This is a genomic window from Streptomyces sp. Root1310, assembly GCF_001426425.1.
In the GTDB taxonomy this organism is placed as follows: Bacteria; Actinomycetota; Actinomycetes; order Streptomycetales; family Streptomycetaceae; genus Streptomyces.
On sequence record NZ_LMEQ01000002.1, the window covers coordinates 250,614 to 272,694 of the forward strand.

General features: G+C 73.1%; 20 protein-coding genes. 12 read left to right on the forward strand and 8 right to left on the reverse strand.

Annotation, left to right across the window (positions count from 1 at the left end):
• Window positions 1-261: 261 nt before the first annotated feature.
• The 3 genes from ASD48_RS10795 to ASD48_RS10805 form a co-directional block, all read right to left on the reverse strand.
• Complete coding sequence (locus ASD48_RS10795; RefSeq protein WP_057601294.1) at window positions 262-783, reverse strand: nuclear transport factor 2 family protein; 522 nt, start codon at window positions 781-783, stop codon at window positions 262-264.
• A complete protein-coding gene (gene folP, locus ASD48_RS10800) occupies window positions 780-1,760 on the reverse strand; it encodes a dihydropteroate synthase (RefSeq protein ID WP_057601296.1) in 981 nt (326 codons plus the stop codon). Before folP ends, ASD48_RS10795 begins: the two co-directional genes overlap by 4 nt.
• Before the next feature lie 144 nt (window positions 1,761-1,904).
• Window positions 1,905-3,614 (reverse strand): phosphatidylglycerol lysyltransferase domain-containing protein, encoded by a 1,710-nt coding sequence (locus tag ASD48_RS10805; RefSeq protein WP_242432572.1) that lies wholly within the window; start codon window positions 3,612-3,614, stop codon window positions 1,905-1,907.
• Between ASD48_RS10805 and ASD48_RS45945 the strand changes: the two genes are divergently transcribed.
• The 3 genes from ASD48_RS45945 to ASD48_RS10815 all read left to right on the forward strand — a co-directional run bounded on the left by ASD48_RS45945 (window position 3,567) and on the right by ASD48_RS10815 (window position 6,988).
• On the forward strand, window positions 3,567-3,692 hold the full coding sequence (locus ASD48_RS45945; protein WP_282438183.1) for a hypothetical protein: 126 nt from the start codon (window positions 3,567-3,569) through the stop codon (window positions 3,690-3,692). The genes ASD48_RS10805 and ASD48_RS45945 overlap by 48 nt on opposite strands.
• A 259-nt stretch (window positions 3,693-3,951) precedes the next feature.
• Window positions 3,952-5,076 (forward strand): alpha/beta hydrolase-fold protein, encoded by a 1,125-nt coding sequence (locus ASD48_RS10810; protein WP_057601300.1) that lies wholly within the window; start codon window positions 3,952-3,954, stop codon window positions 5,074-5,076.
• Between the two features lie 394 nt (window positions 5,077-5,470).
• Entirely contained in the window at window positions 5,471-6,988 is a 1,518-nt protein-coding gene (locus tag ASD48_RS10815; RefSeq protein WP_348983211.1) for a hypothetical protein, read from the forward strand.
• A 19-nt stretch (window positions 6,989-7,007) separates the two neighbouring features.
• On the opposite strand, the gene ASD48_RS10820 is transcribed toward ASD48_RS10815, so the two are convergent.
• Complete coding sequence (locus ASD48_RS10820; protein ID WP_057601391.1) at window positions 7,008-8,333, reverse strand: PH domain-containing protein; 1,326 nt, start codon at window positions 8,331-8,333, stop codon at window positions 7,008-7,010.
• A gap of 203 nt (window positions 8,334-8,536) precedes the next feature.
• Entirely contained in the window at window positions 8,537-9,040 is a 504-nt protein-coding gene (locus tag ASD48_RS10825) for a PH domain-containing protein (RefSeq protein ID WP_057601304.1), read from the reverse strand.
• Between the two features lie 43 nt (window positions 9,041-9,083).
• Between ASD48_RS10825 and ASD48_RS10830 the strand changes: the two genes are divergently transcribed.
• Window positions 9,084-10,235, forward strand: coding sequence for an NADH-quinone oxidoreductase subunit D (locus ASD48_RS10830; RefSeq protein WP_057601306.1), 1,152 nt, complete (start codon window positions 9,084-9,086; stop codon window positions 10,233-10,235).
• Window positions 10,236-10,267: 32 nt separating this feature from the next.
• Here the strand turns inward: ASD48_RS10830 and ASD48_RS10835 are convergent, their stop codons facing one another.
• A complete protein-coding gene (locus ASD48_RS10835; protein ID WP_107104290.1) occupies window positions 10,268-11,278 on the reverse strand; it encodes an SAM-dependent methyltransferase in 1,011 nt (336 codons plus the stop codon).
• Between the two features lie 169 nt (window positions 11,279-11,447).
• Here ASD48_RS10835 and ASD48_RS10840 point away from each other — a divergent pair, with 169 nt between their 5' ends.
• Window positions 11,448-12,650, forward strand: a complete 1,203-nt coding sequence (locus tag ASD48_RS10840) for a sensor histidine kinase (protein ID WP_057601311.1) — start codon at window positions 11,448-11,450, stop codon at window positions 12,648-12,650.
• A gap of 157 nt (window positions 12,651-12,807) precedes the next feature.
• Window positions 12,808-13,488: a response regulator transcription factor gene (locus tag ASD48_RS10845; RefSeq protein ID WP_057601313.1), complete on the forward strand. Its 681-nt coding sequence runs from the start codon at window positions 12,808-12,810 to the stop codon at window positions 13,486-13,488.
• Window positions 13,489-13,548: 60 nt separating this feature from the next.
• Here the strand turns inward: ASD48_RS10845 and ASD48_RS10850 are convergent, their stop codons facing one another.
• Window positions 13,549-14,655, reverse strand: coding sequence for a DUF5937 family protein (locus ASD48_RS10850; RefSeq protein WP_057601315.1), 1,107 nt, complete (start codon window positions 14,653-14,655; stop codon window positions 13,549-13,551).
• A 265-nt stretch (window positions 14,656-14,920) separates the two neighbouring features.
• Between ASD48_RS10850 and ASD48_RS44710 the strand changes: the two genes are divergently transcribed.
• A complete protein-coding gene (locus ASD48_RS44710; protein ID WP_057601317.1) occupies window positions 14,921-15,133 on the forward strand; it encodes a hypothetical protein in 213 nt (70 codons plus the stop codon).
• Here the strand turns inward: ASD48_RS44710 and ASD48_RS10860 are convergent.
• On the reverse strand, window positions 15,123-16,301 hold the full coding sequence (locus ASD48_RS10860) for a beta-eliminating lyase-related protein (RefSeq protein WP_057601318.1): 1,179 nt from the start codon (window positions 16,299-16,301) through the stop codon (window positions 15,123-15,125). The two genes, ASD48_RS44710 and ASD48_RS10860, sit on opposite strands and share 11 nt — an antisense overlap.
• A gap of 197 nt (window positions 16,302-16,498) precedes the next feature.
• Here ASD48_RS10860 and ASD48_RS10865 point away from each other — a divergent pair, with 197 nt between their 5' ends.
• Genes ASD48_RS10865 through ASD48_RS10885 form a run of 5 tightly spaced genes read left to right on the forward strand, consistent with a single transcriptional unit; the run spans window position 16,499 to window position 21,992 of the window.
• Window positions 16,499-17,464, forward strand: a complete 966-nt coding sequence (locus ASD48_RS10865; RefSeq protein WP_057601320.1) for a DUF2520 domain-containing protein — start codon at window positions 16,499-16,501, stop codon at window positions 17,462-17,464.
• Window positions 17,461-18,459 carry a pantoate--beta-alanine ligase gene (panC, locus tag ASD48_RS10870; protein WP_057601322.1) on the forward strand — a complete coding sequence of 333 codons (999 nt, stop codon included), beginning with the start codon at window positions 17,461-17,463 and terminating at the stop codon, window positions 18,457-18,459. The genes ASD48_RS10865 and panC overlap by 4 nt, the downstream gene beginning before the upstream one ends.
• Window positions 18,456-20,171, forward strand: a complete 1,716-nt coding sequence (locus ASD48_RS10875) for an L-aspartate oxidase (RefSeq protein ID WP_057601325.1) — start codon at window positions 18,456-18,458, stop codon at window positions 20,169-20,171. The genes panC and ASD48_RS10875 overlap by 4 nt, the downstream gene beginning before the upstream one ends.
• 5 nt (window positions 20,172-20,176) lie before the next feature.
• Window positions 20,177-21,178: a carboxylating nicotinate-nucleotide diphosphorylase gene (gene nadC, locus ASD48_RS10880; protein WP_057601327.1), complete on the forward strand. Its 1,002-nt coding sequence runs from the start codon at window positions 20,177-20,179 to the stop codon at window positions 21,176-21,178.
• A 16-nt stretch (window positions 21,179-21,194) separates the two neighbouring features.
• Window positions 21,195-21,992, forward strand: coding sequence for a type III pantothenate kinase (locus ASD48_RS10885; protein ID WP_020132481.1), 798 nt, complete (start codon window positions 21,195-21,197; stop codon window positions 21,990-21,992).
• Window positions 21,993-22,081: the final 89 nt, after the last annotated feature.

Genomic DNA, 22,081 nt, shown 5'->3' on the forward strand with positions numbered 1-22,081 from the left:
CGTCGGTTTCGGCCGGTGCGTCCGGGTGCGGGCGGCACCCCGGCCTCGAACGAATCTACCCGCGAGCACGGCCAGACCCGGGCTCCGGCCACGGTGGCCCCGGCCGGAGTCGGTCTTTTCACCGGGCGTTTCCCTGCGGGAACCCGGCTGCTCACGGGCTGGTAGCCGCCCCTACCCACGGGTTCGTGATTCCAACCACTTCTTGGTCCCTGTGGGTCAGCTCAGGGACTCCTGCTCCCTTCCTGTGGTCCGCCTACCCGCTCAGGAGGGGTTCTCGTCACTCTCGGGGTCTTCGGCACCGTCGGCTTCGTCGTTCTCCGTCAGTACCGGGGAGGCGTGGTGCGACCACAGCTTCCAGCCGTCGGAGGTGCGACGGAACACGTTCGTCGCGACCACCAGCTGGCCGACGAGCGGCCCGAGCTCCTCGCCGTCCTCCGGCGCCGGGCCGCCGCTGAGGATGTTCTCGGTGCAGTTCACCAGCGCGGTGTCGCCGGTCACGGAGACATGCACGTCGGTGAGGAAGAACTGGATGTAGTCGGTGTTCGCCATGATCAGGGCGTAGGACCGCAGCACGTCGCCCCGGCCGGTGAGCACGGGCCAGCCGGGGTGCACGCAGGAGATCACGCCGACGTCCGCCGGATCGTGGTACGTCTCGTCCACGCCCAGGTCGGCCGGGGTGAGCCAGAGCGCGGACACCCCGTCGAAGTCGCCTTGCTCCAGCGCCTCGTAGAAGGCCGTGTTGGCGGCCTCGACCTGCTCGACGTCGGTGTGGGGGGCGCTCACCGGACTCCTTCTGCGCCGCTCGGGCCGTGCCCGTCGCGGTGTGCGTCGGGGGCCGCTGGTTCGCCCGCGGCGGTGCGCGCCGGGCGTGGTGCGCCCGTGCCGGGCGCGCTGTCTTCCTCGCGCGCCCCCTCCACGGCGCGGGCGACCCGGACCGCGTCCGCCGTCGCGCGTACCTCGTGCACGCGGACCGCCCAGGCGCCCGCCTGCGCCGCGAGGGCCGAGACGGCGGCGGTGGCGGCGTCGCGCTCGCGCGCGGGCGGCGGCGCGCCCTCCGGGCCGGCCAGGACACGGCCGAGGAACCGCTTGCGGGACGCCGCGACGAGCAGCGGGTGCCCGAGCGAGTGCAGCCGGTCGAGGTGGGCCAGCAGGGAGAGGTCCTGATCGGCCTCCTTGGAGAAGCCGAGACCCGGGTCGACGACGATGCGGTCCGGGGAGACGCCGCCCGCCAGGACGGCCTCCACGCGCGCGTGGAGTTCGTCCACGACCTCGGCGACGACATCGGCGTAGACGCCCCTGACGTTGCCGCCCTCGAGGAAGCCGCGCCAGTGCATGACGACGAAGGGGGCGCCCGTGTCCGCGACGGCCGGGATCATCGCCGGGTCGGCGAGGCCGCCGCTGACGTCGTTGACGAGGGCGGCACCGGCCGCGAGGGCCCTGGCGGCGACGGAGGCGCGCATCGTGTCGACGGACACGACGACACCCTCGGAGGCGAGGCCGCGGACCACGGGGATGACCCGGCGGAGCTCCTCGGTCTCGTCGACCCTGCTGGCGCCCGGGCGCGTGGACTCGCCGCCGACGTCCACGAGGTCCGCGCCCTCGGCGACGAGCTGGAGGCCGTGCTTGACGGCGGCCGTCGTGTCGAACCAGCGGCCGCCGTCGGAGAAGGAGTCGGGGGTCACGTTGACGACTCCCATGACCGCGCAGCGGTCCCATTCCGGAAGACCGACGACGCGCCCGCGTCCGCTCTGCTTGCTCATGCGTTCAGCGTAGGCCCAGCGGGGGGCCGTGCCGCGGTGCGGCCCGGGTGGAAGCCCCGGAGCCGGGACGAGGCGGGGCCGCCGGCCGGGCCGGTCTCGTGGCCCGGGCGGCGGCCCCGGCCCGCCGGCCCGGCGTCGCCGCGCCTACGCCGCGCGTACGTCGCGCTCGCCCACCGCGTGCGTACACACGCGTGCCGCTGCGGAGCGGCGGCGCAGGAAGCGCGGCAGCGGCAGGGCGAGGCTGACGAAGCCCTCGGCCTGCATGGCGGCGAAGCCGATGCGGGGAAGGTCGCCGGAGGCCCGGTAGACGACGAAGCGGGGCTCCCAGCGCGGCTGGAACTTGGCGTTGAACTTGTACAGCGACTCGATCTGGAACCAGCGGGAGAGGAACACCAGCAGCCCGCGCCAGGCCCGCAGCACCGGGCCCGCGCCGATCTTCTCGCCGCGCGCCAGCGCCGAGCGGAACATGGCGAAGTTCAGGGACACGCGCGCGATGCCGAACTTCGGGGCGGCCTGGAGAGCGGCGACGATCAGGAGTTCGTTCATGCCCGGGTCGGCCGAGCGGTCGCGGCGCATCAGGTCCAGGGAGGCGCCGTCCGGGCCCCAGGGCACGAAGTGCAGGATCGCCTTCAGGTCGCCGTACTCGCCGGGGACCTCGTCGGCCTTGTGCGCGGTGGCGATGAGGCAGTCCCCGTCGGCGGCGTCCCCGACCCGGCCCAGGGCCATCGAGAAGCCGCGCTCGGTGTCGGTGCCGCGCCAGTCCTCGGAGGCCCGCCGGATGCGCTCCAGTTCGGCCTCGCCGAGGTCACGGACGCGCCGTACCCGGGTCTCGTAACCGGCGCGCTCGATGCGCTTGACCATTTGACGCACGTTGCGCATCGCGCGGCCGGCCAGGGAGAAATCCGCCACGTCCACCACCGCCTCGTCACCCAGCTCGAGCGCGTCGAGGCCGGTCTCACGGGTCCAGACCTCGCCGCCCGTCTCCGAGCAGCCCATGACGGCGGGCGTCCAGGAGTGGGCCTTGGCCTCGTCCATGAAGCGTTCGATGGCGCCGGGCCAGGCCTCGACGTCGCCGATGGGGTCGCCGCTGGCGAGCATCACGCCGGAGACGACGCGGTAGGTCACCGCCGCCTTGCCGCTGGGCGAGAAGACCACGGCCTTGTCGCGGCGCAGCGCGAAGTGGCCCAGGGAGTCGCGGCGGCCGTGCTTGTCCAGCAGGGCACGCAGGCGCACCTCGTCCTCCTCCGTGAGGCGGGCGGCCGGGTGCTCGGGGCGGAAGGCGAGGTAGATCGTGGTGACCGCGGTGATCCAGCCGAGAGCGCCCAGGGAGAAGGCGACCGTCCAGGAAGTGTTGCCCTGGTAGTCGACCGGGCCCTCGAAGCCGAAGAGGCCGTACAGGACGTGCGTAATGCGATCGGCCAGGCTCGGGTCGCCGATCAGGCGCCGCGGGTGGACGCTGACGATGATCAGCCCCAGACCGAGGGAACCGGCGCCCATGAGGACGAAGTTGGCGAGCGCGCGCCAGCGGCTGCGCGGGTCGGGCAGTGCCGCGAACTGGTCGCGGTGCATGAGCAGCGGAGCCAGGAGGGCGACCGAGATGAGTGCGCCCACGATCGAGTGCCGGTACACGAACTGGGCCACCGCGCCCGCCGGGAGCAGCACCACCGCCGCGCGCCACGCGCGCCGCTTGCCGCGCTTGAGGCCGTGGGCGAGCAGCAGCAGCAGGACGCCGGCGCTGAGGGACAGCGCGGCCGCGAAGGGCCCGAACGAGCCGGGCAGCACCTCGGCGAAGGTGTGCATACGGCTGTGCCTGAACCGCGGGAAGACGCCTCCGGCGACATCCAGCAGGCCCACGAGGGCACAGGCGCGGGCGACCAGGGCAGGGACGGACTCGGGGCGCGGACCTCGCACTATCTGCCGCACCCGGCTTGATCGGTGCGGAACCCCGCCCGACATTTCCCCATCTTGAGTGACAGACATCGCATCCCGTAGTTCCGCGAGAGACCTTGGACCCGGGCCCGATTCGGGCATCCGGCGACATTGCGCCCTCTAGGACGGTGTCTTGAGGAGAGAGGTTCACTCGTCTCCTCAAAGCCACTGAAAAGGCGAAGGAAAGTTCGGGACAAGCCCTCGCGAAGGAGTCGGGGGAGCGGGCGCGATCCCGGACGGAGAGCAGGCAGGAAACCACCGCATGGGGCTCACGAGCGACAAAATACTGCTGTTGTCAGTGCTGTTCGCCTTACTGCTGTTCGTCGGCACGGTGTGGCTGTGGCCGCGTCTGGCCCGGAACGGCTGGCGGGCCGTCAGCGGGCGGATCGGCCTGCTGCTGGCCACCCAGTTGGCGCTGTTCGTGTCGGTGGGGCTGACCGCCAACCAGGCGTTCGGCTTCTACGCGAGCTGGGCGGACCTGTTCGGTCGGGAGACCGACCAGGGCGTGGTCGTCGACCACGCGGCGGGCGGCGCCCCGGCGGGACCGCTGCGGGTGGTCGACACCCGGCGCGTGGACGGCGGGGGCGGGCGTCCGCAGTTCGGCGGACAGATCCAGAAGGTCGCCGTCAACGGACGTACGACACACATAGCCACGCCGGCGTACGTGTACCTGCCGCCGGAGTACTTCGACCCGCAGTACCGCACGCGTACGTTCCCCGCGGCCGTCGTCCTCACGGGTTACCCCGGAACGGCGGAGGCGCTGGTGGACAAACTGCACTACCCGCGCACCGCGCGGGAGCTCGCCGAGGACGGGCGGATGCAGCCGATGATCCTGGTGATGATGCGGCCGACGGTGGCGCCGCCGCGGGACACCGAGTGCGTGGACATCCCGGGCGGCCCGCAGACCGAGTCGTTCTTCGCCAAGGACCTTCCGGAAGCCGTGACGGCCCACTACCGGGTGGGCAGGAAGCCCGGCAGCTGGGGCATCATCGGCGACTCCACGGGCGGCTACTGCGCGCTGAAGCTGGCGATGCACCACCCGGAGGTCTACGGGGCGGGCGCGGGCCTGTCGGCGTACTACAAGGCGCCGACCGATCCGACGACGGGCGACCTCTTCCACGGGAACGCGACCCTGCGCAACGAGGCGGATCTGCACTGGTTTCTGAAGAATCGTTCCGCTCCCGCCACCTCGTTGCTCGTCACCAGCAGCAAGGTCGGGGAATCCAACTTCAAGGCCACGCGGAAGTTCATCGACCTGGCGAAGGCCACGGGTACGACCAGGATCTCGTCGATCATCCTGGAAAGCGGCGGGCACAACTTCAACACCTGGCGGCGGGAGATCCCGCCGACGCTCGAGTGGATCAGCGGGCGGTTGAGCGACCGGTGAGCGGCGCCCGACGGCGGGGGCCGGGTGGCGGGGCCGGGCGGCGGATGCCGCATGCGGGAGGCGGGCTGACGGGCGTCGAAGGCCCGGGGTGTCGCGGGGCTCGGGAGGCTCGGCCGGACTTCATGTGGGCTGTGCGGGGCGCCCCGAACAGGAAATGATCTTGCTTCTTGTCGAATTCCGTGACCGCGTTGTTTCCTGATGCCCTGTGAAGACTTCGGTATGGCCGTGTTTTTGCGGGGCGGGGCGCCAACATTCGCCTACGCGCGGTAAGTTTCTGGCCATGCCACGTGGACGTCACCGCCATTCCCCGCCTTTGCACAGGCTGCTGCCTCCCTCGGCAATCGCAGGCGTCTCCCTTGTCTGCGCCCTCGGCCCCTGGGTGTTCACGGAGCCGATGGCGCTCCGTGGTCTGGCCGCCGCCGCCGCGGCGACGGCGATCCTCGGCGCGTACGTGATGCGCCGCTGGGACATGCAGGCCGGCAAACAGGTCGCCGACCTGGCACGCGCGCGTGCCAGTGACGAGTGGCGCTACGAGGAACGGGTCGCCGAACTGGAGAGCGACCTCGACGAATCACGTGAGCTGCGCGTCAAGCTGGAGCAGCGCCTGCGGTCCAAGCGCACCGAACTGGCGGGCCTGCGCAACGAGCACGCGGCGCTGCTGCGTCGCTACGCCACGGCCGAGACCGAGCGGGCCAGCGCCCTGGAGGGCCGCCGGCTGCTCGAGATAGAGGCGGCGCCCGCACCCGCGCTGCCCGCCGCGCGCGCGGCGCAGGACGCCGACGACATCGAGGACGCCGAGGGCACGGATGCCGTCGAGGTGTCGGCCGGGGCCGAGGAGGCGGCCGAGGAGGCCGCGTTCGACGACTCTGCCCGTGCCGGAGACGCTGCCGAGTCCGGCGAGGCCACCGCAGCACCGGGCGCGGAGACCGAGGAGGCCGCGGAGGCCGAGGAGGAGCCGACGGGTTCGGCGGTCTTCTCTCCCGAGGGGTCCAAGCTGTTCCTGCGGGCCCAGGCGGCCCTGGCCCGGTTCGACACCGACGGCGTGAGGGCGACGAAGACCGAGGACCACGCCGAGGAGGAGCCCGCGCGGGAGACTTCCGCGGACGTCGGCGCCACAGCCGCCGGCGGCGACGCGGAGGCCGCGCAGGAGGACGAAGCACAGGGGAAGCCCGAGGCGGTCGACGAGCACGCGCGCGCGACCGCCCCCCACACGGCTGCCGGGGCCGACACGGTCTCGGTCGACCGGAGCGCGGACGACCGGATCGCGGACGACGAGAGTGTGCAGGACCAGGCCCCGGGTGACGAGGCCCCGATCGCCCCTCAGGCTCCCGCCGCGGACGCGGACGCGGACCACATGGACCACATGGACCACATGGACCACGCGGACGTCGCGGAGGACGCGGAGGACGCCGAGGAGTTCGCCCCGGAGCCGGTGGCTTCGGAAGCGGTCGTGGTCGGCGAGCGCCTGGACCACGCGGAGACCGTACGCCCCGCGCCGCCGGTGTACTCCGCCCCCGACGGCGCCTCGGCCGCGTCCGCCACCGGGGCCGGTGCGCTCGTCCCCCGCCCCGCCGGTGCCGTGCAGCGCCGTCCCTCCGGCCACTTCGCCGTGCCGACCGCCGTGGCCGTCGTACCGGCCGCGCAGCCCGTCCGGCGTCCGACGGCCGAGGGAGGCTTCGACTTCTTCGGCACGAAGAGCGAGTCGGCGCCCTACGCCCTGGAGGCGGTGCAGAACGAGGATCTGGCCGATGTCGTCGGCCAGGAGGCCCTCGCCCTGCACAAGGCCGAGTCCGAGGCGGAGTTCAAGCCGCTGGACGAGGCGGCGCGCGGTGTGGGCCAGGTCATCGACCTGACCGCCCACGACGAGACGGAGCACATCGACCTCCAGGGACTGCGCAGCGCCGTCTCCTGACGCCGTCTCCCGAGGCGTCCTACGTCATCCACCGGTCGGACCGGGCGTCCAGGCGCCCGGTCCGTGACCGTTCGGCCTGGCCGCGGAGCAGCTCCGCGGCCTCCTGTGCGTCCCGCAGCCGGGCTGTGACGGTCTTGTCGGCCCCCGTGTCCACATGGACGTCCGCGAGCCGCCAGAGGCGCTGCCAGGGCCCTTGGGTCAGTCGTGCGCTCTGCACCTTGGCGTGCGGGACGAGCGCCAGGCTGCGGCGCAGCAGCCCGTGCCGGGAGGCGAACACCGCGTCCGTGACGGCGATCCCGTAGCCCCGCCACCACAGCGGTACACACCGACCGGCCCGCCGCGGCGGCCGCGACAGCGAGGTCCCGGCCGGGACGATCACCCCGGGCAGCACGCGCGCGACGACGGCCTCCGCGGCCTCGCGCGGGGCGACCGGCACGAGCACGGAGTTCGCCGAGCCGGCCACGTCGAGCTCGACCCGGACCCACCCGCGCCGCCGCCACAGCAGCGGCTGCACGATCCGCACGGTCTGCACCCGCCCCGGCGGCACCGTCTCGTGCGTACGGTCCAGCAGCCCATGGTCGATCCGCAGCCCGTCGGGCGACTCGCCGACCGTCCAGTCGTACTCGCCGACGAACCGTCCCACGCTGCTCGCGCCCGCCGCGCCGAGCAGCGGCAGACCGGTCGCGAGGACCGTCCACACGCTGTGGGTGGCCAGCCACAGCACCGGCGGCACGACGAGCGCGGCGACCAGCGCGCCCCAGGTCGCGCCGGTCAGCACCAGCGCGATCGCGAGTTCGCGCGGCGGTACGCGCAGCAGCTCGCGCGCGGGCGCCTCGCCCACTTCGTGCGCCGTCTCCGGCGCGAAACCCGCGGCCCGCGCGAGCAGCTCCGCCCGCAGCACCCTGGCCTCCTCCTCGCCCAGGAAGGCCAGTTCGTCCTTCTTCTCGGCGCCGACCACGTCGAGCCGGAGCTTCGCGACGCCTGCGATCCGCGCGAGCAGCGGCTGACCGACGTCGATCGCCTGGATGCGTTCCAGCCGGATGTGCGCGGCGCGCCGGAACAGCAGGCCGGTCCGGATGCGCAGTTCGCTGTCGGTCACCGAGAAATGGGTGAACCACCAGGTCAGAAAGCCGTAGAGGGAAGCCGCCGGGACGAGGACGGCGAGCGCGATCAGCAGGGTCGTGGTGGTCAGCCGGGTCAGCTGCTCCTGCGCCTGGTTGGGGTCGTGCACGGCCCACCCGACGAGGACCGCGATCGGCGCCCACGCCCGCCGGAACGGCGTGACGGGATGCAGCCGGCGCTCGGTGACGGGCCGTTCGAGGCGGACGCCAGGTGGGTCCGGTATCTCCGTCTTCTTCGGCTTTTCCGGCTTTTCCACAGTTTCCGGAGTTTCCGGTGTCTCCCGGGCGCCGGGTGACTTCGCGGCGTCGGCGGCGTCCGCGGATTTCGTGGGCTCCGTCGTCTCTGCGGTCTCTGCGGTCTCTGTGATGTCCCTGGTGTTCGTCGAGGCGGGTACGTCGGGTACGTCGTCCTCGACGCCCGGGGTGGTCACAGTCCCGCCGATCGGGCCTCGCCGAGTTGGGTGAGACGGTCGCGCAGCCGTTCCGCCTCGGCCGGGTCCAGGCCGGGGATGGTCGCGTCGGTCGCGGCGGCCGCGGTGTGCAGCTGGACGCTGGCCAGCCCGAAGTGCCGTTCGACGGGCCCGGAGGTGACCTCGACGAGCTGCATGCGCCCGTACGGCACGACGGTCTCCTCGCGCCACAGCACGCCCCGGCTGATCAGCAGGTCGTCGGCCCGCTCGGCGTACCGCCAGGAGTGCCAGTTGCGGCCGAGCAGCACCCAGCCCCATGCGACGCCGATCAGGGGCAGCAGTGCGAACGCGGCCCACGCGGGGCCGACGAGCAGCCCGAGCAGCAGCCCGGCACCGACGGCCGCCAGCCCCAGCCACACCACCAGCAGCAGCCGCCGCATCCGCAGCAGGCCCGGCGGCAGTCCGATCCACTCCGGTCCGGTCACCGTCGTCCCCACGCCACCCGGGCTCCCCGTTTCCATACCGTCAGCGTACGTAGCGGAGCTCGTAGGGGAGACTGTGCCCATGACTCCTACGACGGAGACCACGGTCGGGATCGGCGGTGCCGCGGAGAGCACCGACATGGTGCTCAACATCGGCCCCCAGCACCCCTCCACGCACGGTGTGCTGCGGCTGCGGCTCGTCCTGGACGGCGAGCGCATCCGGCAGGCGGAGCCGGTGATCGGCTATATGCACCGCGGCGCGGAGAAACTGTTCGAGGCACGCGACTACCGCCAGATCGTCATGCTGGCCAACCGCCACGACTGGCTGTCGGCGTTCTCGAACGAGCTGGGCGTGGTCCTCGCGGTGGAGCGGATGCTCGGCATGGAGGTCCCCCCGCGCGCGGTGTGGACCCGTACCCTGCTCGCCGAGCTGAACCGGGTGCTGAACCACCTGATGTTCCTGGGGTCCTACCCTCTGGAGCTGGGTGGCATCACCCCGGTCTTCTACGCCTTCCGTGAGCGCGAAGTGCTCCAGAACGTGATGGAGGAGGTCTCCGGCGGGCGCATGCACTACATGTTCAACCGCGTCGGCGGCCTCAAGGAGGATCTGCCGGCCGGCTGGGCCGCACGCGCGCGTGGCGCCGTCGCCGCCGTGCGCTCACGCATGGACGTCTTCGACGATCTGGTGATCGGCAACGAGATCTTCCGGGGGCGCACACGGGACGTGGGAACGCTCGCGCCGGAGTACGTGCACGCGTACGGCGTGAGCGGGCCGATCGCGCGCGCCTCGGGTGTCGACTTCGACCTGCGCCGCGACGAGCCCTATCTCGCCTACGGGGAGCTGCAGGACACCCTCAAGGTGGTGACCCGGACCGAGGGAGACTGTCTCGCGCGCTTCGAATGCCTCCTGGAGCAGACGCACAACGCGCTCGACCTCGCGGACGCCTGCCTGGACCGTCTCGCGGAGCTGCCGCCCGGTCCGATCAACCAGCGGCTCCCGAAGGTCCTCAAGGCGCCCGAGGGACACACGTACGCGTGGACCGAGAACCCCCTCGGCATCAACGGCTACTACCTCGTCAGCAAGGGCGAGAAGACCCCGTACCGGCTGAAGCTCCGCTCGGCCTCGTACAACAACATCCAGGCGCTCACCGAACTGCTGCCGGGCACGCTGGTCTCGGACATGGTGGCGATCCTCGGGTCGATGTTCTTCGTCGTGGGGGACATCGACAAGTAGGCCGGGCGGCGGGCGGGGCGTGCCGCGGGCGGTCAGCCGGTCTCGGCCTCCGGGCCGACCGGGTGGGGGATGCCGACCGGCTGGAGCAGCCATCCGAAGTCGCCCAGTCCGCCCGGCGCGAGGAGTTCGGCGGCCTCTCCGGCGCTCGCGAGGGCGCGCACGTACGCGGAGGGATCCGTGGACGCCAGCGCCAGCGGGGGGCGTGCGCCGGCGATGCCCAGGGCACGCAGCGCGGCGCGTTGGGTGAGCAGCCGCGCGCCGACGGAGGCCCGCGCCGCGCCCTTCGCCGCCGTTGCCCCCGCCTCCGCGCACGCGTCCAGCGCGACGTGGGCCGTGATGTCACAGGAACCGTCCGGCACGGGTGCCGTCTCGCGCCCCTCCCGGAAGCCGGTGAGCGTCCCGAACGGGGGCCGCGCGTGCGCCGTGTGCGCGTAGTCCACCGCCACCGCGAGCCCGCGCCCGAGGCACGAGACGGCGGACGCCCAGGCCGTGTCCCGGGGCAGCCCGATCTCCGCCCGCAACCCCTCCTCGCCCGCCGTCGGCCACCACCGCGCGAGCCACTCCGCCTCCGCGCCGGACACCGGCTCGCCGAGCCGCTCGGCCCCGGTGTCCCGGACGAGCACCAGCCGGGCCACGCCCGCGGAGTCGACCTCCGCGACCTCGACCGGCACGTTGTCCAGCCACTCGTTGGCGAACAGCAGCCCGGTGAGCCGCCGTGGAGGCTCGGGCAGCCACTCGATCCGGTGGGCGAGGCCCGCAGGGCGGTCGGCGAGTTCGACGGCGTACGCGCGGGTGCGTGCCGCCACATCGGCGGGGAGCGCGGCCAGCACCCCGGTGACCAGTTCGCCCCGCCCGGCGGCCATGTCGACGAAGTCGAGCGAAGCGGGCCGGCCGAGCGCCTCGTCGACCCGGCACAGCAGCCGGGCCACGGCCGTGGCGAACAGCGGTGAGGCGTGCACGGACGTCCGGAAGTGCCCGGCCGGGCCCTCGGAGCGACGGTAGAAGCCGCCCGTTCCGTCCACGCCGTACAGCGCCGCCTGCATCGCCGCCCGCCAGCCGCGCCACCCGCCCGAGCCCGTCGCCTTGTCCACCACCCGGTCAGACTAGGCGTACAGGTGATCACGGCATCCACCTTGCGGAGTACGCGCGCCCGGACCGGATCGGCCCTCCGGTTGACCCCTGCACGCATCGGGCTTCCCTACGCTGGGTTACGTGCAGCGCCTCTATGACTTCCTCCGCAGACACCCGACCGGGGTCGACGGCTTCTGGGCCCTCGTCCTGTTCGGGATCTCCGCGGCTGCCGGAACCGCGGGCCAGGATCGCGGCGGCACCGACTCCATGGCGCTGCTGGTGCCGGTCGTGTTCCTGTTGTGCCTGGTCATCGCGTTGCGTCGACGCATGCCCGAGCAGATGCTCGTGCTCGCCGCGGCGCTCGGACTGGCCCAGCTGGTGCTGAACGTCGGGGTCACGGCGGCCGACTTCTCCCTGCTGGTGATCGTCTACACGGTCGCCGCGACCGGCGCCCGCTGGGCCTCCCGCCTCGCGCTGGTCATGGCGCTGGGCGCGGCCACCCTGGCGCAGGTGCGCTGGCCACACGAGAACGCGAGCGTGCCGGGCCAGGTCGCGGTCATCGTCTTCCAGACGGTGCCGTTCGCCCTCGCGTGGGTGCTGGGCGACTCCATCCGCACCCGTCGCGCGTACTTCGCGCAGCTGGAGGAGCGCGCGGCCCGCCTGGAGAAGGAGCGCGAGGCGCAGGCGAAGGTCGCGGTCGCCGCCGAGCGCGCCCGCATCGCGCGGGAGCTGCACGACGTCGTCGCGCACAACGTGTCGGTGATGGTGGTGCAGGCCGACGGCGCCGCGTATGTCCTCGACGCTGCGCCCGACCAGGCGAAGAAGGCCCTGGAGACGATCTCCTCCACGGGTCGCCAGGCTCTCGCGGAGATGCGCCGCCTGCTGGGCGTGCTGCGTACCGGCGAGCACCAGGAGGGCGGCGAGTACGTGCCTCAGCCCGATGTCGAGCAGATCGAGGACCTCGTCGAGCAGTGCCGCGGCTCGGGCCTGCCCGTGGACTTCAAGGTCGAGGGCACGCCGCGGCCGCTGCCCAGCGGCGTCGAGCTGACGGCGTACCGGATCGTGCAGGAGGCGCTGACCAACACGCGCAAGCACGGGGGGCCCAACACGGGCGCGAGCGTGCGCCTGGTCTACTTCGACGACGGCCTCGGCCTGCTCGTCGAGGACGACGGCAAGGGCGCCCCGCACGAGCTGTACGAGGAGGGCGGCGCCGACGGCGCGGGTCACGGCCTGATCGGCATGCGTGAGCGCGTAGGCATGGTGGGCGGAACCCTGGACGCGGGCCCGCGGCCCGGCGGAGGATTCCGCATCAGCGCCCTGCTCCCGCTCAAACCCGCGCACTGAAGCCGACGCACGCCCCTGGTGACACCTGTCACGCCCCCGGCGCACGCCCCCCGGCGTCATCCGCGCCGGCTGACGAAGACCGAAGCACCAGAAGCAACAGAAGCGCCAGACGCAACAGAAGCAACAAGAAGAGACAGAAGAAACGGAAGAGGACTCGATGACGATCCGCGTGATGCTCGTCGACGACCAGGTGCTGCTGCGCACCGGGTTCCGGATGGTGCTCGCCGCCCAGCCGGACATGGAGGTCGTGGCGGAGGCGGGCGACGGCGTCGAGGCCCTTCAGGTGGTGCGCTCCACGGCGGTCGACGTCGTGCTCATGGACGTCCGTATGCCGAAGCTGGACGGCGTGGAAGCCACCCGGCGCATCTGCGCCGAGGCCGAACCGCCCAAGGTGCTGATCCTGACCACCTTCGACCTGGACGAGTACGCGTTCTCCGGGCTGAAGGCGGGCGCCTCCGGGTTCATGCTCAAGGACGTGCCGCCGGGCGAGCTCCTCGCCGCCATCCGCTCCGTGCACAGCGGCGACGCGGTGGTCGCCCCGTCCACCACCCGCCGCCTTCTCGACCGGTTCGCGCCGATGCTGCCCACCACCGGCAAGGAGCCCCGCCACAAGGAGCTGGAGCGGCTCACGGAGCGGGAGCGCGAGGTCATGGTGCTGGTCGCCCAGGGGCTGTCCAACGGCGAGATCGCGGCCCGGCTGGTGCTGTCCGAGGCGACCGTGAAGACCCACGTGGGCCGCATCCTGACCAAGCTGGGGCTGCGCGACCGGGTGCAGGTGGTGGTCCTCGCGTACGAGACGGGGATCGTCCGGGCCGGCGGCCACGGCGGCCACGGCTGACCCACGCGGAACCCGGGCGGAACCCGGGTGGCCTCCGTGGCTTAGACGGCGCGGCGACGGCTAGCGGAGCATCCCTTCCAGGAAGTCGCTGCCCAGCCGGGCCACCACCGTCACGTCGAGCTGGTGCAGCACATAGCGACCGCGCCGGCGGGTGGTGAGCAGGCCCGCCCTCTTCAGGACGGCGAGGTGCCGGGATATCTCGGGGGCCGTGATGCCGTTCACCTGGGCCAGCTCGGTCGTCGTGTACGCGCTGCGGGCCAGCAGGCGGCAGATCCGCATCCGCACGGGATGGGACAGCGCTTTCATCCGCAGGGTCAGCTGCTCCACCGAGGGCGGCGAGGCCAGCTCCGGCGAGCCGACCGGGTAGTGCAGCACCGGCTGCCAGCCGTACCGGTGCAGCACCATCAGGTGCGGCCAGCCGAGGCTCGTCGGCACCAGCAGCAGACCGCCGTCCCCGGTGGCGCTGCGGCCCTGGACCAGCTTGTCCACGGTGATCCGCGCGGCGTCCGCGTCGAGCGTCACCGCCGAGGACACCGCGGCGAGGGCCTCCGCCAGGCCCTTGCGGCGCAGAAGATCCGTCTTGTAGCGGGCGTCCGTGGCGAGCGGGAGCCGCACCCGCGCCCAGACATCGGCGAAGAACGCCTCGTCGCAGTCCTCCAGGAACTGCCTCAGCCAGGCACGCACGCGGGGCGGGTCGTCGAGCAGCCGCTGCGTGAACCGCACCTGTCGCGGCCCGCGCGTGGCGGCCAGTTCGAAGGCGCGCCGACGCAGGTTCGGGTCGGCGAGCACGTTGGGGCTCGGCACGTCGTACCCCGGCGCGCAGGTGAACTCCAGGGCGGAGTCCACGAACTGCTCGTCCGTCAGTTTGTCCAGGAGGTCGAGTTCCTCGGCGAGCGTGGCCCCGGGGAGCGTACTTCTGCCCGGGATGCCCGCGTACGGCAGGAAGATGTCCGAGAACGTCGTCCGCCACAGGAAGTCGGCCTCGCACATCCGGTCCGCCAGATGCGAGTCGAGCCCGGCGGTCACGCCCGTGACCCAGCCCTGAAGGCCGGGATGGTGCCCCGGCTCGGACAGCGCGTGCAGCGCCATGCCGAGCTCGGCCAGGGGTGAGGGCACGACCGCGACCCTCTCCGGCCGCAGCCCCGCGATGTCGATGCTCAGGCTCATGTCCCTCATGGTGCACCGCGCCACTGACAACGCGGTCCTCGATTGACGGCCGCCGTCAATCGACGCGACGCCGGGCATCGGCCGGGCGCAGCCTGAGGAGGCCGGGGCAGCCGCGGAACAGCCTTCAGGACTCCTTTCCGCACGTCCTCCCCTGCCCGGACCACGCCCGGAGCACGTCCGGACTGCGGCCGGATCACGCCCGAACCACGCCCAGACCACGTCCGGATCCCGTCCGGACCACCGTTCGTTCCGAGAGGGATCGGCCATGAGCATCACGCAGCAGTACGCCCTCGACGCCTACCGGGCCCGGCAGCACGGCGAGCCCGTCGTGCCCGCGCCCGGCGCCCACGACTGGCAGGTGATGCGCGAACTGCGGGACCAGCAGCAGTTCCGCGCGGTTCTCGCGGGCCGACCCGCCCACCGGCGGCGGCTGCGGCAGGCCCTGGCCCGCCTGCTGCGCCCGCGTCCTACCGGCTGACCACCTCGGCCACCCGGCCCACGAAGTCCACGACCGCCGCCCTCACGTCGTCCGCCGTCCACGCCAGTCCGGCGGAGCTGACCGTGACCTCGGTGTACGACAGGCCCGGCCCGCCGCGGCTCCAGGCGCCGACGAAGAGCATCGCCTTCGTCTGTTCGGCCTGGAGCGCCGCCGCTTCGGCGAGCACATCGGCCTCGTACGGCAGCCAGACCTGGAACTCGTGCGTGTGCGGCACCTCGGGGTGCACGCGTGCCCACGGCACGCCCGCTTCGGCGAACCCCTCGCGCAGCGCGGCGGCCACCACGCGCGCGTGGGCCACGTACTCCGGCAGCCGGGGCAGTTCCCGCTCCAGGCCGACGAGTGCCGCCAGGGCGGTCGGGAACTGCTGGAAGACCATTCCGCCGTAGCGGTGCCGCCACGTCTTCGCCTCGTCCACCAGCGTCTTCGGTCCGGCGAGCGCGGCGCCGCCGAAGCCGTCGAGTGACTTGTAGAACGATACGTAGACGCTGTCGGCCAGGTCCGCTATCTCCCGCAGGGGGCGGCCGAAGTGATGGGTCGTCTCCCACAGGCGCGCGCCGTCGAAGTGCACCACGGCGTCGCGCTCGCGGGCCGCCTCCACGACCTCGGTCAGCTCCTCCCAGGAGGGCAGCACATAACCGGCGTCCCTGAGCGGCAGCTCCAGCATCAGCGCCCCGAAGGGCTCCTCGAAGGCGCGCACCTCCTCGGCCGTGGGCAGCCGGGGCTCGCGTGTCAGCCGGACCGTGCGCAGGGCGCTGACGGCGCCGAACGCGCCCCGCTCCCACGCCTCGGGATGGCTCAGCGCGTGCAGCGCGACCGTGGGGTTGCCCGTGCGTCCCGCCCAGCAGCGCAGGGCGACCTGCTGGGCCATCGTGCCGGTCGGGAAGAACGCCGCGGCCTCCGTGCCCAGCAGCCCGGCGACCCGCTCCTCCAGCGCCGCCACGACCCCGTCGCCGTAGAGGTCCGCGGGTTCGTCCAGGTCGTGGACCTGCGGCGCGGCCTCGTGCAGCAGCGCGAGCCGGTCCCGCAGGGTGCCTCGCGCGCCGTCGCGCGACAGGACGCGTTCCGCATTCCGGTAGGCGGCCGCCCGCCGCTCCCGCAGGCGCTGCCGCGCCGACTTCTCCTCGCCATGATCCGCCGTGTTCGTCATGCACCGGATGATGCCGTGCGAAGGCCCGCGGAGCCACGGGCCCTTCCGGCCCCCGCACGCCCTCCGGGCCGCGGCTCGGGAACGGGTGGGATAACCCACAGCCTGTGGACAACCGGACGCTCCCCGGACGGATAGCGTTAACATGACGAGAAATCGTCCGGTACCCGGAGCGGACTGGAACGGAAGGCCTCCGTCGCGTGAGTACAACCCAACAGCCAGACCCCAGGGACCGCCCCGCGCGGCTCGCCGTCGGCGTCGTCGGCGCCGGCCGGGTGGGCCCCGCCCTGGCCGCGTCCCTCCAGCTCGCCGGGCACCGTCCGGTCGCCGTCTCCGGCGTCTCCGACGCCTCCAGGCGGCGAGCCGCGCTGCTGCTGCCCGACGTGCCCCTCCTTCCGCCCGCCGAAGTCCTCCAGCGCGCCGACCTGGTCCTGCTGACCGTCCCCGACGACGCCCTGCCCGGGCTCGTGGAAGGGCTCGCCGAGACCGGCGCCGTACGGCCCGGCCAGCTGATCGTGCACACCTCGGGGCGCTACGGCGCCAAGGTCCTCGACCCGGCCCTGCGCGCGGGCGGGCTGCCGCTGGCCCTGCACCCGGCGATGACCTTCACGGGCAGCCCCGTCGACGTCCAGCGCCTGGCGGGCTGCTCCTTCGGCGTCACCGCGCCCGACGAGTTGCGGCTGGCCGCCGAGGCCCTGGTGATCGAGATGGGCGGCGAGCCGGAGTGGATCGCCGAGGAGAACCGGCCGCTCTACCACGCGGCCCTCGCCCTGGGCGCGAACCACCTGGTCACGCTGGTCGCCCAGTCCATGGAGCTGCTGCGGACGGCGGGTGTCGAGGCCCCCGACCGGATGCTCGGTCCGCTGCTCGGCGCGGCCCTGGACAACGCGCTGCGCTCCGGCGACGGCGCGCTCACCGGCCCGGTCGCGCGCGGGGACGCGGGGACGGTCGCCGCGCACGTCGCCGAGCTGCGCGAGCACGCCCCGCAGACCGTGGCCGGCTATCTGGCGATGGCCCGCGCGACCGCCGACCGCGCGCTCGCCCACGGCCTCCTCAAGCCCGAGCTCGCCGAGGACCTCCTAGGGGTGCTCGCCGACGAAGCCCACGGCGCTCCCGGAAGCCCCGGGGCCCCGGGCACGCACGGCACCGAAGGAGATGCCGGATGACCACCCTGCTGCGCACCGCCGCCGAACTGCACGCACGCGCGCGTGACGGCCGCCGGGCCGTCGTGATGACCATGGGAGCCCTGCACGAGGGCCACGCCACCCTCGTCCGCACCGCCCGCGATCTCGCCGGGCCGGACGGCGAGGTCGTCGTCACGGTCTTCGTCAACCCGCTCCAGTTCGGTCAGGGCGAGGACCTCGACCGCTACCCGCGCACCCTGGACGCCGATCTCAAGCTCGCCGAGCAGGCCGGCGCGGACGTCGTGTTCGCCCCGTCCGTGGACGAGGTCTACCCGGGCGGCGAGCCCCAGGTCCGCATCACCGCGGGACCCATGGGGGAGCGGCTGGAGGGCAGCTCCCGCCCCGGACACTTCGACGGCATGCTCACCGTCGTAGCCAAGCTGCTGCACCTCACCCGGCCCGACATCGCCCTGTTCGGGCAGAAGGACGCCCAGCAGCTCGCCCTGATCCGCCGTATGACGCGGGACCTGAACTTCGGCGTGGAGATCGTCGCCGTGCCCACCGTGCGCGAGGAGGACGGGCTGGCCCTGTCCAGCCGCAACCGCTACCTGTCCGCCGCGGGCCGGCGCACCGCGCTGGCGCTCTCCCAGGCCCTGTTCGCGGGCCGCGACCGGCATGTCGCGCAGGAGGCGCTGCGGGCACGCGCGCGTCAGGTGCCCGCCACACGCGCGCGCGCCGAGGCACTGAGCGCCATAGGGGAGTCCCGCGCGGCGGCCGACGCGCATGCCGTCGCCAAGGCCACCCCCGGCAACCCGGCGGCCATCCGCGCGGCGGCCCGCCTGGTCCTCGACGAGGCCGCCCGGCTGGACCCGCCGCTGGAACTGGACTACCTCGCGCTGGTCGATCCCTCGGACTTCACGGAGATCACCGAGCTCGAGGACGACTTCACCGGCGAGGCCGTCCTCGCCGTCGCCGCCAGGGTCGGGACGACCCGGCTGATCGACAACCTCCCCCTCACCTTCGGAGCCGCCTCGTGAGCAGCACAGGCATACGACTGCACGCACCCGCGCCCGGGTGGAGCATCGCCGCGGACGTGGTGGTCGTGGGCTCCGGCGTCGCCGGCCTGACCGCGGCCCTGCGCTGCGAGGCCGCCGGCCTGACGACGGTCGTCGTCACCAAGGCCCAGCTCGACGACGGTTCCACCCGCTGGGCGCAGGGCGGCATAGCCGCGGCCCTGGGCGAGGGGGACACACCCGAACAGCACCTGGACGACACGCTGGTGGCGGGCGTGGGCCTGTGCGACGAGGGCGCCGTGCGGATCCTCGTCACCGAGGGCCCCGACGCCGTGCGCCGGCTGATCGAGACGGGCGCCCACTTCGACGAGTCGGAGGAGGGCGGCCTGGAGCTCACCCGCGAGGGCGGCCACCACCGACGCCGCATCGCGCACGCGGGCGGCGACGCGACCGGCGCGGAGATCTCCCGCGCGCTCGTCGAGGCGGTACGCGCGCGGGGCCTGCGCACGATCGAGAACGCGCTGGTGCTGGATCTGCTCATGGACGCCGACGGCCGTACCGCCGGCGTCACCCTGCACGTCATGGGCGAGGGCCAGCACGACGGCGTGGGCGCCGTGCACGCCCCCGCGGTGGTCCTGGCCACCGGCGGCATGGGCCAGGTGTTCTCCGCCACCACCAACCCGTCGGTGTCCACCGGAGACGGCGTGGCGCTCGCCCTGCGCGCGGGCGCGGAGGTCTCCGACCTGGAGTTCGTCCAGTTCCACCCGACCGTGCTGTTCCTCGGCGCGGACGCCGAGGGCCAGCAGCCCCTCGTCTCCGAGGCCGTCCGCGGCGAGGGCGCCCACCTGGTCGACGCGGACGGCGTGCGCTTCATGGTCGGGCAGCACGAGCTGGCCGAGCTGGCGCCCCGCGACATCGTCGCCAAGGGCATCATGCGCCGCATGCAGGAGCAGGACGCCGAGCACATGTTCCTCGACGCCCGTCACTTCGGCGCCGACATGTGGGAGCACCGCTTCCCGACGATCCTGGCCGCCTGCCGCGCCCACGGCATCGACCCGGTCACCGAGCCCGTCCCGGTCGCCCCGGCCGCCCACTACGCCTCCGGAGGCGTGCGGACCGACTCCCACGGCCGGACGACCGTGCCGGGCCTGTACGCGTGCGGCGAGGTCGCCTGCACCGGCGTGCACGGCGCGAACCGGCTCGCGTCGAACTCGCTCCTGGAAGGCCTCGTCTACGCCGAGCGCATCGTCACCGACATCGTCGGGAGCCGGACGGACGACGACCCGCGCACGCGGGTGCCCGCGCCGGTCGAGCGCCCGGAGAAGCCGGCGCACCCGCTGCTCGCCCCGGAGGCCCGGTTCGCCATCCAGCGGATCATGACGGACGGCGCGGGCGTCCTGCGCTCGGCCGAGTCCCTGGAGAGGGCGGCCGACCAGCTGGTCCGGCTGCACGCCGAGGCCCGCGACGCCCTTGACGAGAACGGCAAGACGGCCGAGCCCGGCGTCGACACCTGGGAGGCCACCAACCTCCTGTGCGTGGCGCGGGTCCTGGTCGCCGCCGCCCGGCAGCGAGAGGAGACCCGCGGCTGCCACTGGCGTGAGGACCATGCCGACCGCGACGACGCGAACTGGCGCCGTCACATCGTCGTCCGGCTGAATCCGGACCGCACGCTCGCCGTACACACCACCGATACCGCAGACTTCCCCCCGACCCGGCAGCACCTCCAGGAGCAGTGACAGACGTGAGCACCCCCGACCTTCCCCTCGCCCAGAGCGGCGGCTGCGGCGACGGCTGTGCCTGTGGCGCCGACGCAGACACCGATTTCGCCGGCGACGGATACGCCGAATACGCGGAGTGCGGGCTCGACCCCGCGCTCGCCCAGCTGCTGTCCGATGCCGGACTCGACCCCCTGGAGGTCGAGGACATCGCCAACGTCGCCATCCAGGAGGATCTGGCGCACGGCGTGGACGTGACCACCGTCGCGACCATTCCCGAGGAGGCGGTCGCCACCGCCGACTTCACCGCGCGCGAGGCGGGCGTGGTGGCGGGCCTCCGGATCGCCGAGGCGGTCGTCTCGGTCGTCTGCACGGACGAGTTCGAGGTCGAGCGGCACGTGGAGGACGGCGACCGCGTGGAGGCCGGCCAGAAGCTGCTGTCCGTCACCACGCGCACGCGTGACCTTCTCACCGCCGAGCGCAGCGCGCTCAACCTGCTGTGCCGGCTGTCCGGGATCGCGACCGCCACGCGCGCGTGGGCGGACGTCCTGGAGGGCACCAAGGCGCGCGTGCGGGACACCCGCAAGACGACGCCGGGTCTGCGCTCCCTGGAGAAGTTCGCCGTCCGCTGCGGCGGAGGCGTCAACCACCGCATGTCGCTGTCCGACGCGGCGCTGGTCAAGGACAACCACGTGGTCGCCGCGGGCGGCGTCGCCCAGGCCTTCGAGGCCGTTCGGGAGGCGTTCCCGGACGTCGCGATCGAGGTCGAGGTCGACACCCTGCACCAGCTGCGGGAGGTGGTCGACGCCGGCGCCGACCTGATCCTGCTGGACAACTTCACGCCCGGGGAGTGCGCGGAGGCCGTCGGTGTCGTCGGCGGGCGCGCCCTGCTGGAGGCGTCGGGCCGGCTGACCCTGGTCAACGCCAAGGCGTACGCCGACACCGGCGTCGACTTCCTCGCCGTCGGTGCTCTGACGCACTCCTCGCCGATCCTGGACATCGGTCTGGATCTGCGAGCGGCTGAGTAGGGAACGGGGACCGGCCATGCTGCTGACGATCGACGTGGGCAACACGCACACCGTGCTCGGCCTGTTCGACGGTGAGGACATCGTCGAGCACTGGCGGATCTCCACCGACGCCCGCCGCACCGCGGACGAACTGGCCGTGCTCCTGCAGGGCCTGATGGGAACGCACCCGCTGCTCGGAGAGGAACTCGGCGACGGCATCGACGGGATCGCGATCTGCGCGACCGTCCCCTCCGTGCTGCACGAACTGCGCGAGGTGACCCGCCGCTACTACGGCGACGTGCCCGCCGTGCTGGTCGAACCCGGTGTGAAGACGGGGGTGCCGATCCTCTTCGACAACCCCAAGGAGGTCGGCGCCGACCGGATCATCAACGCGGTGGCGGCGAACGAGCTCTACGGCGGCCCGGCGATCGTCGTCGACTTCGGCACGGCGACGACGTTCGACGCGGTCAGCGCGCGCGGGGAGTACGTCGGCGGGGTGATCGCCCCCGGCATCGAGATCTCCGTCGAGGCGCTGGGCGTCAAGGCCGCGCAGCTGCGCAAGATCGAGGTGGCCCGGCCGCGGAGCGTGATCGGCAAGAACACGGTCGAGGCGATGCAGTCCGGGATCGTCTACGGGTTCGCCGGCCAGGTCGACGGCGTGGTGACCCGGATGGCCCGCGAGCTGGCGGACGACCCGGACGAGGTCACCGTGATCGCGACGGGCGGGCTGGCACCGACGGTGCTCGGCGAGTCCTCCGTGATCGACGAGCACGAGCCGTGGCTGACGCTGATCGGGCTGCGCCTGGTGTACGAGCGGAACGTGTCCCGCATGTGAGCGCGAACGCTGCCGCGGGCCCGCGAGGGCGGGTCACCCAAGACGGACGGGACGGGCGCAGGCGGGCGCGCGGGCGGTGGCGTCGGGCG

Bases quoted from the DNA above. Each gene is read 5' to 3' on its own strand.
- ASD48_RS10825 (WP_057601304.1), bottom strand. From the start codon at position 9,040: ATGGAAACGGGGAGCCCGGGTGGCGTGGGGACGACGGTGACCGGACCG.
- ASD48_RS10810 (WP_057601300.1), top strand. From the start codon at position 3,952: ATGGGGCTCACGAGCGACAAAATACTGCTGTTGTCAGTGCTGTTCGCC.
- ASD48_RS10830 (WP_057601306.1), top strand. From the start codon at position 9,084: ATGACTCCTACGACGGAGACCACGGTCGGGATCGGCGGTGCCGCGGAG.
- folP (WP_057601296.1), bottom strand. From the start codon at position 1,760: ATGAGCAAGCAGAGCGGACGCGGGCGCGTCGTCGGTCTTCCGGAATGG.
- ASD48_RS10835 (WP_107104290.1), bottom strand. From the start codon at position 11,278: ATGCAGGCGGCGCTGTACGGCGTGGACGGAACGGGCGGCTTCTACCGT.
- ASD48_RS10815 (WP_348983211.1), top strand. From the start codon at position 5,471: ATGGCGCTCCGTGGTCTGGCCGCCGCCGCCGCGGCGACGGCGATCCTC.
- ASD48_RS10885 (WP_020132481.1), top strand. From the start codon at position 21,195: ATGCTGCTGACGATCGACGTGGGCAACACGCACACCGTGCTCGGCCTG.
- ASD48_RS10860 (WP_057601318.1), bottom strand. From the start codon at position 16,301: ATGACGAACACGGCGGATCATGGCGAGGAGAAGTCGGCGCGGCAGCGC.
- ASD48_RS44710 (WP_057601317.1), top strand. From the start codon at position 14,921: ATGAGCATCACGCAGCAGTACGCCCTCGACGCCTACCGGGCCCGGCAG.
- panC (WP_057601322.1), top strand. From the start codon at position 17,461: ATGACCACCCTGCTGCGCACCGCCGCCGAACTGCACGCACGCGCGCGT.
- ASD48_RS10850 (WP_057601315.1), bottom strand. From the start codon at position 14,655: ATGAGCCTGAGCATCGACATCGCGGGGCTGCGGCCGGAGAGGGTCGCG.
- ASD48_RS10845 (WP_057601313.1), top strand. From the start codon at position 12,808: ATGACGATCCGCGTGATGCTCGTCGACGACCAGGTGCTGCTGCGCACC.